General features: G+C 63.3%; 16 protein-coding genes. All 16 read right to left on the reverse strand.

The window, feature by feature from the left end:
• Window positions 1-887: 887 nt before the first annotated feature.
• Window positions 888-2,372: an MDR family MFS transporter gene (locus tag J2Y41_RS17175; protein ID WP_309930256.1), complete on the reverse strand. Its 1,485-nt coding sequence runs from the start codon at window positions 2,370-2,372 to the stop codon at window positions 888-890.
• Window positions 2,373-2,488: 116 nt separating this feature from the next.
• Window positions 2,489-3,391, reverse strand: coding sequence for a pantoate--beta-alanine ligase (panC, locus tag J2Y41_RS17180; protein ID WP_309930258.1), 903 nt, complete (start codon window positions 3,389-3,391; stop codon window positions 2,489-2,491).
• Between the two features lie 5 nt (window positions 3,392-3,396).
• Window positions 3,397-4,305 carry a Rossmann-like and DUF2520 domain-containing protein gene (locus J2Y41_RS17185; protein ID WP_224166001.1) on the reverse strand — a complete coding sequence of 303 codons (909 nt, stop codon included), beginning with the start codon at window positions 4,303-4,305 and terminating at the stop codon, window positions 3,397-3,399.
• Window positions 4,298-5,824 carry a PH domain-containing protein gene (locus J2Y41_RS17190; RefSeq protein ID WP_309930261.1) on the reverse strand — a complete coding sequence of 509 codons (1,527 nt, stop codon included), beginning with the start codon at window positions 5,822-5,824 and terminating at the stop codon, window positions 4,298-4,300. Before J2Y41_RS17190 ends, J2Y41_RS17185 begins: the two co-directional genes overlap by 8 nt.
• The gene (locus tag J2Y41_RS17195) at window positions 5,821-6,333 is read right to left on the reverse strand and encodes a PH domain-containing protein (RefSeq protein ID WP_224094617.1); all 513 of its coding nucleotides are present in this window, start codon (window positions 6,331-6,333) and stop codon (window positions 5,821-5,823) included. The genes J2Y41_RS17190 and J2Y41_RS17195 overlap by 4 nt, the downstream gene beginning before the upstream one ends.
• Entirely contained in the window at window positions 6,314-6,835 is a 522-nt protein-coding gene (locus tag J2Y41_RS17200; RefSeq protein WP_224166000.1) for a DUF3180 domain-containing protein, read from the reverse strand. The genes J2Y41_RS17195 and J2Y41_RS17200 overlap by 20 nt, the downstream gene beginning before the upstream one ends.
• Window positions 6,836-6,837: 2 nt before the next feature.
• Window positions 6,838-7,377: a 2-amino-4-hydroxy-6-hydroxymethyldihydropteridine diphosphokinase gene (gene folK, locus J2Y41_RS17205; RefSeq protein ID WP_224094613.1), complete on the reverse strand. Its 540-nt coding sequence runs from the start codon at window positions 7,375-7,377 to the stop codon at window positions 6,838-6,840.
• A complete protein-coding gene (gene folB / locus J2Y41_RS17210; protein WP_216924207.1) occupies window positions 7,374-7,733 on the reverse strand; it encodes a dihydroneopterin aldolase in 360 nt (119 codons plus the stop codon). Before folB ends, folK begins: the two co-directional genes overlap by 4 nt.
• Before the next feature lie 12 nt (window positions 7,734-7,745).
• Window positions 7,746-8,651 carry a dihydropteroate synthase gene (gene folP / locus J2Y41_RS17215; RefSeq protein ID WP_224094609.1) on the reverse strand — a complete coding sequence of 302 codons (906 nt, stop codon included), beginning with the start codon at window positions 8,649-8,651 and terminating at the stop codon, window positions 7,746-7,748.
• 7 nt (window positions 8,652-8,658) lie between these two features.
• A complete protein-coding gene (gene folE / locus J2Y41_RS17220; RefSeq protein ID WP_224094607.1) occupies window positions 8,659-9,291 on the reverse strand; it encodes a GTP cyclohydrolase I FolE in 633 nt (210 codons plus the stop codon).
• 10 nt (window positions 9,292-9,301) lie between these two features.
• A complete protein-coding gene (gene ftsH / locus J2Y41_RS17225; protein WP_224094605.1) occupies window positions 9,302-11,371 on the reverse strand; it encodes an ATP-dependent zinc metalloprotease FtsH in 2,070 nt (689 codons plus the stop codon).
• Window positions 11,372-11,537: 166 nt separating this feature from the next.
• Window positions 11,538-12,590: a LacI family DNA-binding transcriptional regulator gene (locus J2Y41_RS17230; RefSeq protein WP_224094604.1), complete on the reverse strand. Its 1,053-nt coding sequence runs from the start codon at window positions 12,588-12,590 to the stop codon at window positions 11,538-11,540.
• Between the two features lie 48 nt (window positions 12,591-12,638).
• Window positions 12,639-13,190, reverse strand: a complete 552-nt coding sequence (gene hpt, locus J2Y41_RS17235) for a hypoxanthine phosphoribosyltransferase (RefSeq protein ID WP_216924216.1) — start codon at window positions 13,188-13,190, stop codon at window positions 12,639-12,641.
• A 31-nt stretch (window positions 13,191-13,221) separates the two neighbouring features.
• Entirely contained in the window at window positions 13,222-14,292 is a 1,071-nt protein-coding gene (tilS, locus tag J2Y41_RS17240) for a tRNA lysidine(34) synthetase TilS (RefSeq protein ID WP_309930486.1), read from the reverse strand.
• Between the two features lie 92 nt (window positions 14,293-14,384).
• On the reverse strand, window positions 14,385-15,506 hold the full coding sequence (locus tag J2Y41_RS17245) for a zinc-dependent metalloprotease (protein WP_309930270.1): 1,122 nt from the start codon (window positions 15,504-15,506) through the stop codon (window positions 14,385-14,387).
• Window positions 15,507-15,593: 87 nt separating this feature from the next.
• The gene (gene dacB, locus J2Y41_RS17250; RefSeq protein ID WP_309930488.1) at window positions 15,594-17,042 is read right to left on the reverse strand and encodes a D-alanyl-D-alanine carboxypeptidase/D-alanyl-D-alanine-endopeptidase; all 1,449 of its coding nucleotides are present in this window, start codon (window positions 17,040-17,042) and stop codon (window positions 15,594-15,596) included.
• Window positions 17,043-17,051 lie beyond the last annotated feature (9 nt).

Here is a 17,051-nt window from a genome sequence, read left to right on the forward strand (position 1 = left end):
AAACAGACACAACCACACCCACCGGAAATAACGGCGAACACGGCTGCACAAAATTCGAAACCAGCTGAAAACCAAACCACCACACACGGGGGTGCATGACGATCCGGCATATAATTTCAACCAATCAAAAAAACAATCGGCATCAACAAACTTGGCACACTATTGAGTTCTCAAACAACAGATACTTACCGGCACCACCCACAACCCCTACAGGGCCACAGGATCGCTCCGGAGCAACTTTTCAAACTTACCCGATTCGATCGCATGAAGCAAACCGCACTCAGGCCCCCAAGCCAGATCGGAGGCACAAAAAGCACCACCGGAAACCGGTAATTTGAAGGGGATTTCGTCACCATTATTTCCGCATCAGCGGCGGCGACTCAGATAACTTTACACGTGCCATACCGTCCGAACAAATCCGCCCAGACGCCGCCCAAATCCCCGTAAACACTGGGGAAACGGCCCAGAAACACCTCAATAACCGCAAAACCGTTGTTCGTGAAGCCCGTCACACGAAGAAGCAGCGGCAATAGCCGCTCTTTGAAGCGGCACCAAGGATCCGCCGTCGGGCCTCATCAGCGGCCGATATCGGCAAAGCCGGCAGGCGATGAACTCAAGCGCAACCGGCCCAAACACGCCAGGAAGTGAGAGAACGACACGTCAAACACGTCAGGACGTGAGAGAACGACACGCCAAACACGTCAGGATGTGAGAGAACGACGCTCGAAAACACCGATTATCTGAGAGAACATCCGAAGAAGGCGGCGCGCGAGCGCGCGCAGCGGATGAACCGACAAACAGCCGAACCCCAAACAGCCGAAGCCCCCCACGGCCCGCACCCAAACGGCCCGGCCGTGCCCGGTCAAAGGTCAGTGCCCGGTCAAGGGTCAGTGGCCGCCGTGGCCTGCGCCTTCGGTCTTGCGCATCATCGAACCGAGCACCACTGCAGCTCCGGCAATGATGGTTGCCGCCAGGAAGGCCGCTTGCATGCCGGCTACCAGGCCGGACGATGCGGACACCACGGCGAAGATGGACACGAGCAGCGCAGTGCCAGCGGCACCGGCCACTTGCTGGGCCGTGCTCATGATGGCCGATCCGTGGGAGTACAGGTGCGGAGGCAGCGGGTTCAGGCCAGTGGTGAAGGCTGGCGTAAAGAGTAGTGCCAGGCCGAGGCTCAACGTTACGTGCAGCGCAATGACCCATCCGAGGGCGCTGGCCTGATCGAGCCGCGAGAACTGCCAGAGGGTCAGGACCATGAGGACTGAACCGGATACGGTCAGGGGCAGCGGACCCACTTTGTCGAAGATCCGCCCGATCACGGGCCCCAACAAACCCATGGCCAAACCGCCGGGCAGGAGGGCAAGGCCGGTTTCCATCGGCTGGAGGTGCAGCGTGTTCTGCAGGTAGAGCGGGAGCAGGATGACTCCACCGAACAGGGCCATCATCGCCACGACCATCAGCAGCGTGGACACTGTGAACATTCGGAAGTTGAAGGCCCGGAGATCCAGTAGTGGCGAGTCGGACTTCTGCAGTTTGAGCTGGCGGAAGACGAACAGCGCCAGGCACACGAGTCCCACTACGAGTGCGACGACCGGGACCACCCCTGCGTTTGCACCACCAATCTGGCTGAGGCCATAGACAAGGCCACCGAAGGCAGGCACCGTGAGGACCACCGAAGTGAAGTCCAAACCAGTCTTCCCGCGCTCCCCCACGTTGGTGAGGTACTTGGCACCAATCGCCAAGGCAGCCAGTGCTACAGGGAGGACGAACACAAACATGAAGCGCCACGAAAAGTGGTCCAGGATGATGCCTGAAACGGTTGGGCCCATCGCGGGAGCGACCGAGATGGCGATGCTGACGTTGCCCATGACGGCTCCGCGCCGGGACATCGGGACAAGGGTGAGGATTGTGGTCATCAGCAAGGGCAGCATGATCGCCGTGCCGCCGGCCTGGACGATTCGCGCAAGGAGCAGCACGGGAAAGCCGGGCGCCAGGGCGGCGAGCAGAGTTCCACCGCTGAAGAGTCCCATCGCCAGCATGAACGAGCCCCGGGTGGTCAATCGCTGGAGGATGAACCCGGTAGTGGGAATGACGACCGCCATGGTCAGCATGAACCCGGTGGCGAGCCACTGGACCGTGGGCGCGTCCACCTTGAGATCGGTCATCAGCCGCTGGAGCGCCACGTTCATGATGGTTTCGTTGAGGATCACCACAAAAGTGGCGACCAACAACGTGACAATGACCGTGACGGATTCACGGGACATCTTCCCGGATACAGGAGCCTGGGCGAGTGCTTCCTCTGTGGAGGGCGCACTTGCGGACGCGCCGGAACCGGGCTCGCTGTTGGCGTCGGATGTGACGTCGGTAGACATGAGGATTCCTCAGGTTTGGGCTTGGATTCCGGCGATCGGTGCCGGTAAAGACAGGAACAGTCTAGACGCCCAAGGGATTCCCGTCAGCAGAAAATCCAAACGTTGGGTATTCAACCTCAGGAATTAAGCGGAACGTTGTCTATCAACCGCACCGGACCTACCTTGGCGGCAATGATTGCCAGCCCTTCGCCGCGGAACGGAGTTTCCTTGCAGTTCTCCGCCAGCGGCTCAAGGGTGGTGGGATCCACGACGTCGAAATAGTCCAGTTCCACCAGTGGCTGGGACTGGACAAGCGCGACGGCGGAATCCAGGTCCAGCGGTTCATGTGCGTTCGCGCGGGACTCGATGAGGCGCAGAGCCCGTGAGAGCACCAGAGCTGCCCCGCGTTCTTCGTCCGAGAGGAAGCGGTTACGGCTGGAAAGCGCCAGCCCGTCGTCATCACGGACGGTTGGCACGGGCACGATCTCCACTGGGAAGTTCAGATCCACGACCATCCGCTTCACGAGGGCAAGTTGCTGGGCGTCCTTCTGGCCAAAGTAGGCACGGTAGACGGGGATGGAACCGTCCGCAGCTGCCCCGCCTGGAAGTCCGTAGTGCAGCAACTTGGCTACCACGGTCAGGGCACCGTCGAAGTGTCCCGGACGTGAGGCACCTTCCCATTTCCCGCCCAGCGGACCGGCCGTGATACGGACCAGCGGCTGCCCGCCGGGATACACCTCGTCCACGGCGGGCGCGAAGACAAGGTCCACTCCTTCGGCATCAAGGATGGCCATATCGGCCTCAAGCGTGCGTGGATAGCGGTCGAGGTCCACGGCGTCGCCGAACTGGAGGGGATTCACGAAAATGGTGGCCACCACGACGTCGTTCTCTGCCACGGCGGTCCTCGCCAAGGCGGCATGGCCTGAGTGCAGGGCCCCCATGGTCGGCACCAGGCCCTGGGAAGTTCCTCGTTTTGAAGCCAGGAGCCGTGCGCTTTCAGTGCGCAGTTCGGCCGTGGTGGTCACGAGTTTGATGGCCATGCTGTTCAGATTCCTTCCGGCGCGGTGGGCTCTGTTCCCAAGGCCTCGCCAATGTCAGTCAGTTGTTCAGGACGCAGCAGTCCGCGGTTCCCGGCACGCCGGGCCGTCGCCCGGGCCATGGCCTGGTAGGCCGCGAGCACGTCGCCGCCCGCTCCGCCGTCGTATTCTTTCAGCGCCTGGGCGTGCGCAGCAACGGTGCCTACGTCGCCTCGCGCGACGGGGCCGGTCAATGCGGATTCCCCGCTCGCAAGAGCGTTCTCGAGTGTGGCCCGCAGCAATGGGCCCAGCATGGACTCCGGTGATTCGACGCCGATTTCCCGCAGCAACTGCGACGCCTGCGCAACAAGCGTCACCATGTGGTTGGAGCTGTGCGCGAGGGCCGCGTGGTACAGGGTGCGGTCTGCTTCGGCAATCGCTACCGGCTCGGCGCCCATCTCCACGACCAGTGCCTGGGCAATCGGCAGCATAGCGGCGTCGGCGGTGATTCCGAACGTGCAATCCATCAGGCGGGTCAGGTCAAGGCTCATACCGGTGAAAGTCATGGCAGGATGCAGTGCCAGCGGAATTGCACCGGCCGTGCGGATCGGCTGCAGGATCCCGACGCCGAAGCGGCCGGACGTGTGGGCCACCAGTTGGCCCGGTTGCCACGCACCGAGCTTCGCGAGTCCAGCAACAAGCTCGCCGAGGGCATCGTCGGGAACGGCAAGGAGCACCAGTTCCGAGCGCTCCACGATGTCCTGGATCCCAAGGATCGGGACTCCCGGAAGCAGCGTCTCTGCCCGCTCGCGGCTCGCTTCGGATACCGCAGAAACCCCGACGACGGCGTGCTCGGCCGCGCGCAAAGCGGCACCAAGGACGGCACCCACCTTGCCGGCTCCGATGATGCCGACTCCGAGTCTTCCTGGCCTAACCATGCTGGGGGTCCTCCTGCGTTGGTGCGTGGGGTAGAGATTGTGTTGGTGATTGGGGTGGAACCTGGCCGCTTACCTCCGCAAGCCATTGCTCGCTGGTCTGCCGCTTTCTCGCCTCGCGGGCACGGGCAGCCTGCTGGTCGAATAACTGCACGGCCACCTCGACGTCGGCCTGATAGAGGCGTGGCACCACAGGTCCCGCCGTGGTGTGGAGGACAAGGTCCGCCACACCGAAACGCCGCGCGAGCGGACCTTGCTGCAGGGCCATGGACTGAGTGCGCTGATGGGGAACCAGGACCAAAGTACGCCACCATCGGCCGGATCGAATCAACAGTGCCGTTCGCGTGGCCAGGAACCCGTTGCGTCGCCATCCCAGCGGGGCCAGGAGCCGGGCGCGGCGCGGAGTGGTAACGAAAGCATCCCCGGAGGTAAGCCCGGCCAACCCCTCCAGCCCGGACGTGAAAACCCGTTCCGGATCCTCAACACCCGGGTCCGGCAGCACGAGGGACAGCATCCGCATGACGTCCGGCTTCATGCCCACCGGTAGCAACGTGGTCCGGGCAGCATTCTCATTGCCAGCAGCGCCGCCGTAGCCGGCCACGTTGACTTGCATCCGATACCAGCCGAAGATCCTCCAGATGGGCGGCTGGGTGACTTTCAGCGCCTGGATCCGGCCCGGGGGCAAGGTCTGGGCTTGGGTGTCCAGGAGCCCGTAGCGCAGCCGGATCCCATCAGGGGAGATCGCTGCGGTGAAGTTGTAGCCCTTGTTGAATGAGCTCCAATAAGCAGCACCAATGCCCAGCACGGCCGGGATCAGCGCCAGGAAGATGGCGCTGTTTTCGGTATACACGGAGATGGCTATGGATGCCACGGCACCGAGCAGGATACCCACGGTTTGCTCGCTGAGCAGGAGCGAGCCAATAAGCCGGGAAGGTGGCACGGACAAGACAACGTGCTCGGGCGCTTCTGGGATTTCCTGTGGAGTCTCCGGTCCACTCACCACTCCGGCGGCACGGGCAAGGATAGTGGCGCGCAGCTGTTTGGCCTGGGCCAGCGGAAGGTAAGCGAGCCGCACGGCCGACTCGCCGGCGTCGGCGACTTCAAACTTGAGTTCAGCGAGGCCAAAAATCCTCGCCAAGAGCGGTTGCACGATGTCGATCGCCTGGACACGGTCCAACCGCGCCTGCCGCTGCTGCTTGAACACGAAACCGGTGTTGACCCGGACATAGCCCCCGGCCACCTGATAACGCGTGAAGTACCAACTCAGGATGAATCCACCCACGGTCAGGAGAAGCACAATGCCCCCGCCGGCCAGCAGCCAGGGCACCCTTCCATTGAGGTTGGGATCGAGGATGTCACGCCCCTGCAGTATCCGTTCAAAGGCGTCGCGACCAAAAAAGTATCCGACGGCGGCAAGCGCCACCCAGCCACGCACGAACGGCGATGCTGGATGCACGCGCCGCCAATCGCCGTCGTCGGCTTTAGCCGGAAGGCCTACGGTGGCGCTACCGTCCGGGCTCACAGCCCGGCCAGCCTGGCTTCTCCACGTGCCGAGAGCTGTTCACGCAGCCGTGCGCCTTCCCCGGCAGGAAGCCCGGGCAGGTATGCGCTGGTACCGGCGGACGCCGTGTGGAGCTTCAAAGTACAGAGTCCCAGTCCACGTTCCACGGGACCGACAGACACATCCACGTACTGCATGCGTCCATACGGGACCACCATGGTGCGCTGGAAAAAGATGCCGCGGCGGATGAGGAGATCGTCATCGCGCTCCGCATAGCCGATTGCGCGGACCTGGCGCGGAATCAGCACGAGCCGCCACAACGCCAGGACGAGCATCACCGCAGGTACCGTGATGGCGAGCCACAGCGGAGGCCAACGCCACCACCCCAGCTGCACAAACACGAGGGGAAGGCTGAGGATTGCCACCATCACCAGGTTTCCGATGGCCCACTCCACCAAGCGGACTGTGACGTACTTCGGGGAGACCCGCAGCCACTGGACGCCGGGAGGGTCAATCGCCTCGGTATGCATACTCGCCTTCGCCTTTTGCTTCCCCGCGGCGGGTTTCCGGTCCAGGGGTGCCACCTTCGAGGTCTTCGGGTGGGATCCGGCAGAACCTCTCCACCACCAGGCCGACGACGACCATCACCACGCCACCACCGCCCATCAGGACGGCGTTCCACAGGATGCCTTCACCACTGCGCAAGGTTCCGATTCGCAGAAGGTCAAAGGAGATGCCAGCATGCCAGCCCAGAAGGAGCGTCCCTGCATATGCGCAGGCCTGGGCAAGAATCAGTGTCCTGGCAGCCAGGATCGGGTTGAGCAGGTTCTTCTTCTTGCCGTTGCGCCACCGCAGCACCCGGATTCCCATGATGAGAGTGAGCACGGCGATGACGCCCATGGTGACCAGTGCGGAGACCGGAAGCACGGGAGTGGGCATGCTGAAGCGGTTCGTTGCCGCCGTAGCCAGCCAACCGATGGCGGCAGCGATGATGGCGATGATGACCAGGACCGCGGGGCGCATGGGCTTCACTGCTATTCCACCGCTCCCGTCGCGGGAACACCGGCGACGTCGCCGTAGCCGTCGAAGCGACGGATGCCGGGCATGTCATCAGCTGCGGCCGCCAACTCTGCCACGCTGTGCCCGTTCAGTTGGGCGTTCGGCTCCAGCAGCGACCACGGGTACAGGACAAAGGCCCGTTCGGCCGCCCTCGGATGAGGCAGGGTCAGGACGGGGTCGTCGCTGACCACATCACCGAAAACGATGATGTCCACATCCAGCGTCCGCGGACCCCAACGCACTTCACGGGTGCGGTGGTGCTTCTGTTCGACGTCGTGGCAGTGCTGCAGCAGCTCAAGGGGACTGAGAGTTGTTTCGACTGCCATGACCATGTTCAGGAAATCCGGTTGGCCTTCCGGGCCGCCGACCGCCTTGGTCTGGACCACCGGCGACACTCCAAGGAGCCTTACTTCCGGTGGGTCCACGAGATCGGCGACGGCTGTGGACAGGGTGTCGTTCCGCTCACCAAGGTTGCTGCCGAGCGCCAGGATCGCTTTGGTGTATCCGGAGTTCATGACCGCTCCCTGTGGACACTCACGGTGACATCGCCAAACGGAACCTCGATGGGCGCCTTCGGCTTGTGGACGGTGACATCGACTGCCGCCACGTTGTAATTGGCGAGGATGCCGTCGGCGATCCTCACGGCCAGACCCTCAATCAGGTTCAGCGGCTCGCCCTCAATGTGCGAGGTAATGAGCTCAGCCACCTCGCCGTAGTGCGCGGTGTACTGGAGGTCATCCGTCTCCGCAGCCTTGCTGAAGTCAGTATGAAGGACGGCGTCCACGACGAACGGCTGGCCGTCCCGGCGCTCGAAATCGAACACTCCGTGATGGCCGACGGCGGTGACACCGGTCAGCGTGATCCTGTCCACAAGGGCCTCCGGTCAGCGGGCGATTCGAGCGGCAACCTTGACGGCGTCAAGGCTGGGACCGACGTCGTGGACGCGGACAGCCCAGGCGCCCTTCGCGGCGCTCAGGGCAGTGATGGCTGCCGTGGCGGCATCCCGCTCCAGCGGTGCGGCAGACTTGCCGGCAACAGTGAGGAGCGAGCCGAGGAACCGCTTGCGCGACGCAGCCACCATGACCTTGTGGCCGAGCGTGAAGAGCTTGTCCAGGTTCTTGAGGATTTCCCAGTTCTGGTCCTCGTTTTTGGAGAAGCCAATCCCGGGATCAACGATGATCTGCCCGGGAGCAACGCCCGCTGCATAGAGTTTGTCGCGAACACCGCTGAGCTCGGCCACGACGTCTTCCGTGACGTCGTTGTACTCGGTGAGGCTGTCCATGGTGCGGGCATCGCCACGACGATGCGTGAGGATGTACGGAACCTTGGTGCGCGCCACGAGTTCGGGCATGTCCGGCTCGATGGTCAACCCTGAGACATCGTTGATGATCGCGGCGCCGGCTTCCACCGCAGCAGCCGCCGTTGACGTGTGCATCGTGTCGATGCTCACCAGCGCGCCTGCCTTGACCAGCGCCTGGATCACGGGGAGGACCCGGCGCTGCTCTTCTTCGGGGGAAACGGGTTCGGCGCCGGAGCGGGTGGACTCGCCACCGACGTCGATGATGTCCGCGCCGGCGTAGAACATACGCAGGCCAAGTGCGATTGCGGTGTCCGGCGTACGGTGGGTGCCGCCGTCGCTAAAGGAATCCGGGGTGACATTGAGAATTCCCATGACGAGCGTGCGGTCCGTTGGCAGGTCCTCGAACCTGGCCGCAGGCCGCGGCTTGCGGAGAATCGGCAGTGGGCTTGTGGCCGGGCCGGTTCCGGGTGCTGCAGCGAGGGAATCCATATATTGCTTACCTTCCGATGATGAGGCTCATGGCCTCGGCGCGGGTGGCCGGGTCATGGAGCTGACCGCGCACCGCACTGGTGACGGTCTTGGCGCCGGGCTTGCGGATGCCGCGCATGGACATGCACATGTGTTCGCATTCGACGACGACAATCGCCCCGCGGGGGTTGAGGTGCTTTACCAGTGCCTCGACGATCTGCGTGGTGAGCCGCTCCTGCACCTGCGGCCGGCGCGCATAGATATCCACCAAGCGGGCCAGCTTGCTCAGGCCTGTCACCTTGCCGTCATGTGACGGAATATAACCAACATGGGCCACACCGTGGAACGGGACCAGGTGGTGTTCGCACGTCGAATAGAAGGGAATGTCCTTCACGAGGACAAGCTCTTCATGGTCGAGGTCAAACGTGGTCGAGAGGACATCCGCCGGGTGCTGGTGAAGGCCCGCGAAGACCTCCGCATAGGCCTTGGCAACCCGCTTGGGCGTGTCCTGCAGGCCGCCGCGGTCAGGGTCTTCACCAATGGCGAGCAGGATTTCACGTACTGCTGCTTCAATGCGCGGGCGGTCCACTTTATTGCCTCGCTTGCCGTCCGTGGCTGAGCCGTGGGCGGCGGCGAGGTCGTCGTCGTCGAAATGAGTCACAGCAGAAAGCTTAGCCGTGAAGCGGAGAGTCGTTGCCGCCGTCGGGTCCCGGTGACTGGAATGACTCCTGGCTGCTGACGCCCTGGGAGTGCGGGGCTACGGCATCCAGCGGCTCGTCCAGACGGGCCTTCTTGGCCTCTTCCTGGGCCTCACGCTCGGCTTTCTCGGCGCGCGACTCTACGGGCGGAATCGACTGGACAGGACGGGACTCCTTGGACAGCCAGATCTCACGGAAATCACGCTTGCGGATGTCGTGGAAGATCTCGGCGATTTCGGCCTGGTTGAGGGTTTCGCGCTCAAGCAGTTCCAGTGCCAGCCGATCGAGGACATCGCGGTTTTCGGTGAGGATGGCGTAAGCCTCGTCGTGCGCCTGGTCGATCAGGCGACGCACTTCCTCGTCCACAACGTACGCGATCTGGTCCGAGAAGTTACGCTCCTGCGCGGCGTCGCGGCCAAGGAACGGCTCGCCGCCGCCCTGGCCGAGCTTCACTGCGCCAACCCGTTCGCTCATGCCGTACTGCGTGACCATCTTCCGGGCCGTTGACGTGGCCTTCTCGATGTCGTTGGACGCGCCGGTGGAGGGGTCATGGAACACGATTTCCTCAGCAACACGGCCACCCATGGCGTAGGCCATCTGGTCCAGCAACTCGTTGCGGGTTACCGAGTACTTGTCGTCCTCGGGAATCACCATGGTGTACCCAAGGGCGCGGCCACGGGGAAGGATGGTGATCTTGGTGACCGGAGCTGAGTTCCGCAAGGCAGCTGCAACCAGCGCGTGGCCACCTTCGTGGTACGCGGTGATCTTGCGCTCGAGTTCCTTCATGACGCGGCTGCGCTTCTGCGGGCCTGCCATGACGCGGTCGATTGCCTCGTCCAGTGCGCGGTCATCAATCAGGTTGGCGTTTGAACGTGCCGTCAGCAAGGCGGCCTCGTTGAGGACGTTGGCCAGGTCAGCACCGGTGTACCCCGGGGTCTTCTTGGCAACAGCCCGGAGGTCGATGCCCTGGGCCATCGGCTTGCCCTTGGCGTGGACGTTCAGGATCTGCTCGCGGCCCACCATATCCGGGGCCTCAACGGTGATCTGGCGGTCGAAACGGCCCGGGCGAAGGAGCGCCGGGTCCAGCACGTCCGGACGGTTGGTAGCTGCGATGAGGATGACGTTCGTCTTGACGTCGAAGCCGTCCATCTCCACCAGGAGCTGGTTCAAAGTCTGTTCGCGTTCATCGTTGCCGCCACCGATGCCTGCGCCACGATGGCGGCCTACGGCGTCGATTTCGTCCACGAAGATGATGGCGGGGGAACTCGCCTTGGCTTGTTCAAAAAGGTCGCGGACACGCGAAGCGCCAACGCCAACGAACATTTCAACGAAGTCCGAGCCGGAGATGGAGAAGAAGGGAACGCCTGCCTCACCCGCAACGGCGCGGGCCAGCAGTGTCTTACCAGTGCCTGGAGGGCCGTACAGCAGCACACCCTTGGGGATCTTGGCGCCAACGGCCTGGAACTTTGCCGGTTCCTGGAGGAATTCCTTGATTTCCTGGAGCTCTTCCACGGCTTCGTCAGCACCGGCGACGTCGGAGAAGGTCACCTGCGGCATGTCCTTGTTGACCAGCTTGGCCTTGGACTTGCCGAACTGCATCACCTTGGAGCCGCCACCCTGCATCCGGGAGAGCAGGAACCAGAACAGCACACCAAGCAACAGCACGGGGATGAGCAAGGAGAACAGTCCGGAGAACCAGTTGTTCTCGATCGGCTGGTCAGTGAAGCCCTTGTCGGGGTTGGCGCTGGTGACAGCCTTGACGACGTCCGGGCCACGGTCCGTGACGTAGAAGAACTGGACGTTCTTGCCTTTGTCCTGGCCATCAATATTCAGGTTGTCTTTCAGTACCAAGTCAACGCGGTTCTCGGCGTCGAAAATCTTGGCCTGCTCCACCTTGCCGCTTTGCGCGAGGAGTTCCAGGCCGTCCTTGGTGTCAATACGTGTGGAACCGCCCGGAGCCAGCGTTGCAAATGCCACCAGGAGCAAGCCGACGACGACAACAATCCAGATGCCCGGGCCCTTGAAGAAACTCTTAGCTTTCATCTGATCGGGGTTTCGCCCCGTCCCTCCTGGTAGTGCTGCGAGGCGCAACTTCTGCGCGCGAATGGTGCTGCTTCAGTTTCTAGCTATACACCGTTCCCAGTTATTCACGCACTGGAATGCTCAAAAGTTCCCTCTGGGCGTACACAGGATACTCGCCTACGTCGCGCTAGGACAGCCCTGGCTGGGGATTCGTAATGGATTCCCGGGTCACCAGGGGACACTCCAGAATCGTCGGTTTCGCTGCCAGGACGGCGAGGTCTGCCTTGCCCTCGATGGCATCGATCAGCCGTTCGGTGGCCCAGGCGCCCATCTCATAGTGGGGCAATGCCACTGTTGTCAGGCCAGGGTAGAGGTTGGCCGCGATGAGTTCCTGATCGTCGAAACCCACCACGGACAGTTCGTTGGGAATGCTGATTCCCAACTCAGCCGCTGCACGGTAGGCGCCCATGGCCATGCGGTCGTTGTAGCAGAACAAGCCCGTGGGCCGGTCCTTCCGCTTGAACATCCGCAAGGCGGCAACATAGCCGCCCAGCACCTCCGAGAGTTCGGACTCCACCGGTGCGGCCGCGCCGTCGAGCCCTGCTTCGTCCAAGGCGTTCCGGAAGCCACGCAATCGGTCACGCGTAGCCGGGACGTCGTCGGTGTTGTTCAGGAAACCGATCCGGCGGTGGCCGGCATCTAGCAGGCTTTGCACGGCTACCCTGGCCCCGCCCTCTTCATCGGGAACTACCGAAGCGACGCTCCCGGCCAAGCTCTCGGAGTCCACGAGCACCGCTGGAATCGAACTCAGGTTTTCCGGCAAGGTGACCTCGCGGTGGTACATCGTGGCGTACAGGATGCCATCCACGCGCCGCTCCAGGAGGGCTTCGACATCGGCCTGCCTGGACTCGTCACTTGCTGCACCTGAGGTGTTGATGATCATCAGGTTGTAGCCCCGCGCCCTGGCGGCCTCATCCGCACCCAGGATTATCCGCCCTGCGTGCGGTGTGGTGGCGATTTCCTCACTGACGAGCCCCAGCATCCCGGTCCGTTGCGTGCGCAGGGCCTGGGCCAGCCGGTTTGGGCCGTAGCCGAGACGTTCCGCCGTGGCTTTGACCTTTTCCCGTGTTTCCACGCTGATGCGAGCGTAAGCGACGTCATTCAGGACGTGGGAAACAGTGGTGACAGACACGCCGGCGGCAACTGCTACGTCCTTGATGCCAATGCTTTTGTTCGTCAACGGGTTCCCACGTCCTTATGGTCCGGTGAAGGGCGTAAGTAAGGGTGGTTACTCGTAAACGTGCGGGGCCAGGGTGCCCACGAAGTCCAGGTTGCGGTACTTCTCGGCGTAGTCCAGGCCATAGCCCACAACGAATTCGTTGGGGATGTCGTAGCCGACGTATTTGACGTCGATCTCCACCTTGGCGGCGGTCGGCTTACGGAAAGCGGTGCAGATCTCAACGCTGGCCGTACCGCGGGATTCAAGGTTGGACTTGAGCCATGACAGTGTCAGGCCGGAGTCGATGATGTCCTCCACGATCAGCACGTCCTTGCCCATGAGGTCGGTATCGAGGTCCTTGAGGATCCGTACAACACCGGAGGACTGGGTGCCGGAGCCGTAGGAAGAAACGGCCATCCAGTCCATGCTGACGTGGCTGTGCAAGGCACGGGCCAGGTCCGCCATGACCATCACGGCACCCTTGAGGACACCGACGATCAGCAGTTCGCGGCCTTCGTAGTCCTTGTCGATCTGCGCCGCCAGTTCAGCGATGCGCGTTTGGATTTGCTCTTTGGTGTAAAGAACGTGCTTGAGATCTGCCTGGACGTCGTTTGAATCCACCAATGGCTCCTGTTTTGATGCTCGGGTTCGGCTACTGTTGGGGCGATTTCTGATGCCGGAATACTAGCTTCCCACAGCGTGCGGCCTCCCGGGGACCGCCGGTGGCCGAATCACCCGTCCCGGCAGCAGCCGAGGCAACGGAACCACCAGCCCGTTCCTGCTCCAAATCACTGAGGGACAGGCGGTAGACACTCACGTGGCCAGGAAGTTCCACAGGGCCGGCAGAACCTTTGCGGCGAAGCAGCGCTTCCGCGGCTTGGAGCCGTCCGTACCCGGGTTGTTGGCCCCCGACGTCGGCAGCCGCCTTCGCGATGACCCGGAACCTCAGCGCTGCGGGAAGTCCGCGTACGGCATCCTCTGGCAGCCACGCGCCGTCGTCGGTTCGCTGCACGAGCGAGAGATACGTCTCGTTTGCAAGATCCTCAAGGAAATCGGCGTCCTGCTGCAGGATTGCGGCTGTCCGCGCCAAGGATTCGGCAACGCCGGGCCCCAGTTTTTCTTCGAGGACCGGCATGACCTCCACGCGTGTCCGCGAGCGCGCGAAGGCAGAGTCACTGTTGCTCGGATCATGCCACGGCTGCAGTTCCTCTGCCTCGCAGATTTCCAGGGTCTCTTCGCGCCGCAGGCCCAGGAAGGGCCGGAGCAGGCGTCCCCGGACCGGCCTCATGCCGGCCAAAGAACGGGTACCGGAGCCACGGGCCAGGCCGAGGAGCACCTGTTCGGCTTGGTCATCCAAGGTGTGGCCGAGGAGGATTCGATCGCAACCTAGATCATCTGCTGCGGCTTCGAGTGCCGCGTGCCGGGCATCGCGGGCCGCAGCTTCGGGCCCGAATCCGGTGGACGCGACCTCAACCGTGCGCACTTCCACAGGTGAGAGGCCCAGTTCCCTCAAGACAGCTGCCGTTCGGGAAGCTACGTCTGCCGAGCCAGCCTGGAGCTGGTGGTCGACAACCACGCCGGCCACGGAAAGGGGATGCCCGTCCACATGGCCGCGCCGGGCGAAGTATCCAGCCACCGCGGCCAGCGCAAGTGAATCCGGTCCTCCGCTGCAGGCTACGAGCACACGTTGCGGGTATCCCGCAGCGGCCAGGGCGTTCTGCAACTGTTTCCGTGCCTTGCCAACGACGGGCGCCAAACGGCCCGGCCGGCGTCGGCCCTTGCCTGGGGAAACGGATGCAGCGCTTGGGGAACTGCTCAAAGCCCCATCCGCTCGAGCCACATCCTGGAATTGTGGATTTCTTCCTCGGTGGGGAGGTTTTCGGCCGAGTTCCACACCCGGTTGAAGCCTTCCATGCCGCCTACCTCAACAACTTCGCGCACGAACTTTGCTCCGTCTGTGTACTGGCGCATCTTGGCGTCGAGACCGAGGAGGTTTCGGATGAACTTCTCGATGATGCCGCGGTCCTTGCCGCGATCATTGAAGCGCTGGCGAATCGTCTTCACGGACGGGACGATGCTGGAATCCACGGCATCCATCACCACGTTGGCATGGCCCTCGAGGAGGCTCATGACGGCAGTGATGTGGGACAGGGAAGCCTTCTCCTCTGGATCCTGCAGCAGGTCCAGAATTGCGCCCCGGCTTGGCACGTTGCCGGATGCAGCGCGGTCCTTCAGGGACTTGGCTACGGCGGCTGCCCGCTCAACCAGGGAATCCATGTTGCCCAGAAGGTGACCGCTGAGCTTTTCGATCTCGGCGAGCATGTGGTCCCGCAGCCACGGTGCTGCCGCGAACTGGACCCGGTGCGTTTGCTCGTGAAGGCATACCCAGAGCCTGAAGTCGTCCGGGTGCACGTTGAGTTCGCGTTCAACGGAGATGATGTTGGGCGCAACAAGGAGCAGCCGCCCGCCCGAAGGAACGTGGGCTTCCGGGGCCAAGGCCGCGAACGGATCGTATTGGCCCAGGACTTTACTGGACAGGAAAGCAAGGATGGCGCCGAGTTGGCTGCCGGTGATGGCTCCGCTGGCCGCAGCGGCAGCGGGTGTCAGGGACAGGCTGTTGCGGGACTCCAGCATTTTCGCCAGAACAGGCTGGAGCATGACGGAGAAGCTCTGGGTGTTGGCCTTGGACCACGAGGCACGGTCCACCACGAGAACGTGCGAATCCCGCAGGTCCCGGGCCGCTTCAAGCCCCGTGATGTCGTGGACATGAGGCACGGAGATATCGGCATTGAAGCGCAGGTTCTCCACCGCCTTGCCGATTTCCCCAGCGCTCAGTGCCGGGCCGGGCGGGGTAAGCCGGGCAGCCGTCGAGGCGGCCAGGTCCCAATTGATCAGGGACGGGGCCCCTGCTGACGAATCTCGGGCAGATGACACCATACGGTCCATCACACCACATGACCCTGACAAAGGGCCCTTAAGTTCGCTCCGCGCGGAGCGGCGGGATTCTGCTGTTCCCCAGCGGGGCTAGCGGCAGCCGCACGAGGCCAGCACCGATGCCGAACGGTCCATCGCCTCCTTGTTTCCAGCCGCGCCCGGTTCCAGCCCATTGCCGATGAACGAGAACACCAGCAGGCGTCCATCAGCATCCACCACGTACCCGCTCAGCGCGATGACAGTGTTCAGCGTCCCCGTTTTGGCGCGGACAAGGCCCGCACCCTGGGCTGTGCTCGGATCCACATACCTGTCATCCAGGGTGCCCGTCAGGCCCGCCACCGGGAATCCGTCCAGGGCGGTCCGAAGGCTCAGGTCCGGTCCGCTGGTGATGGCACGGACTACCTCGGCAAACTGGCGGGCAGACACCTGGTTCTCCAAGGCAAGGCCGGAAACATCGGCCAACTGCAACTGCTTGGGATCAGTGGCGATTCCCAACTCCCCAAGCCGTTGGCGCACGGCTGAAGTGGCGCCGTCGTACGTCGCTTCCTGTCCGGACGCAATGGCGGTCATCCGCCCAAGCGCCTCTGCCAGGAAGTTGTCCGAGGTCTCCAGCATGAGGTCCACCTGCTCGCCCACAGTGGCGGACTCAGCTGCAGCCAGCACTTTGGCGGGGACGCCCTTGCCGCGTTCGACGCCGGGACTCACCTGGACGCCGGCAGCCACCAATTGTTCGGCGAAAGCCTGGGCGGTGGTGACGGCCGAATCCTGGGGGCGCGGCCCGGTGGTGACTGTTGGTGAGTAGCGCCCGGAGTTCAGGGCGAGGGAAAACAAGGGGGCGGTTTCGCCAGCCGCGACGTCGTCCAGGCTCCACGCAGGATTGAGGGGCGCGCCGCTGAACAGCGAATCATCAACCTGCACGGTCACAGGCCCTTTGACCCCGGCGGTAGCCAAGGAAGCGGCCGTATCGGAGGCCAGGGTTGCAAGTCCCGCCCGGCCCATCACGGCCTCTGGATCCGAGGCGCCTCCGCCAAGCAGCACGTCCCCTCCCCCCGTCAGCACAACGGTCGAGGGTTCACTACCGGCCAGCACACGGGTGGTAAAGCGTGATTCGGGACGGAGCGCCTTCAAGGCAGCGACGGCGGTCAACAGCTTCATGTTCGACGCCGGGATTCGGTTGGCGTTGGCATCGCGGTCGAACAGGACCGTGCCTGTGGAGGCGTCCATGACAATGCCCGTAATGCTGCCGGCGCCGGAGGGTTTCAGGGCGTCATTCACAAGGCGCGAAAGCTCAGCCGGGACGGGCACGGGGGCATCGGGGTCCAAAGGAAGCACGCCATTGGCCTCGGACAGTCGGTCCGGCTCCTGCTGCCATGATGGCGCGGATGGTGACGGCTTGGGTGCACTGAGGAGTCCCGGCACCATGCCGGCCACTATGATCGCCCCCAGACACAGCAGGACCAACGTCAACAGCATCGGCCACTTCAAGCGCCCCCACGCCGTGGACACCCACTTCCGGGCACCCCCGTTTTTAACGCCCATCATGGAAGT

Source organism: Arthrobacter sp. 1088, from assembly GCF_031455315.1.
GTDB lineage: Bacteria > Actinomycetota > Actinomycetes > Actinomycetales > Micrococcaceae > Arthrobacter.

Bases quoted from the DNA above. Each gene is read 5' to 3' on its own strand.
- J2Y41_RS17175 (WP_309930256.1), bottom strand. From the start codon at position 2,372: ATGTCTACCGACGTCACATCCGACGCCAACAGCGAGCCCGGTTCCGGC.
- J2Y41_RS17185 (WP_224166001.1), bottom strand. From the start codon at position 4,305: ATGGTTAGGCCAGGAAGACTCGGAGTCGGCATCATCGGAGCCGGCAAG.
- folP (WP_224094609.1), bottom strand. From the start codon at position 8,651: ATGGATTCCCTCGCTGCAGCACCCGGAACCGGCCCGGCCACAAGCCCA.
- dacB (WP_309930488.1), bottom strand. From the start codon at position 17,042: ATGGGCGTTAAAAACGGGGGTGCCCGGAAGTGGGTGTCCACGGCGTGG.
- panC (WP_309930258.1), bottom strand. From the start codon at position 3,391: ATGGCCATCAAACTCGTGACCACCACGGCCGAACTGCGCACTGAAAGC.
- J2Y41_RS17245 (WP_309930270.1), bottom strand. From the start codon at position 15,506: ATGGTGTCATCTGCCCGAGATTCGTCAGCAGGGGCCCCGTCCCTGATC.
- J2Y41_RS17195 (WP_224094617.1), bottom strand. From the start codon at position 6,333: ATGCATACCGAGGCGATTGACCCTCCCGGCGTCCAGTGGCTGCGGGTC.
- folK (WP_224094613.1), bottom strand. From the start codon at position 7,377: ATGAACTCCGGATACACCAAAGCGATCCTGGCGCTCGGCAGCAACCTT.
- ftsH (WP_224094605.1), bottom strand. From the start codon at position 11,371: ATGAAAGCTAAGAGTTTCTTCAAGGGCCCGGGCATCTGGATTGTTGTC.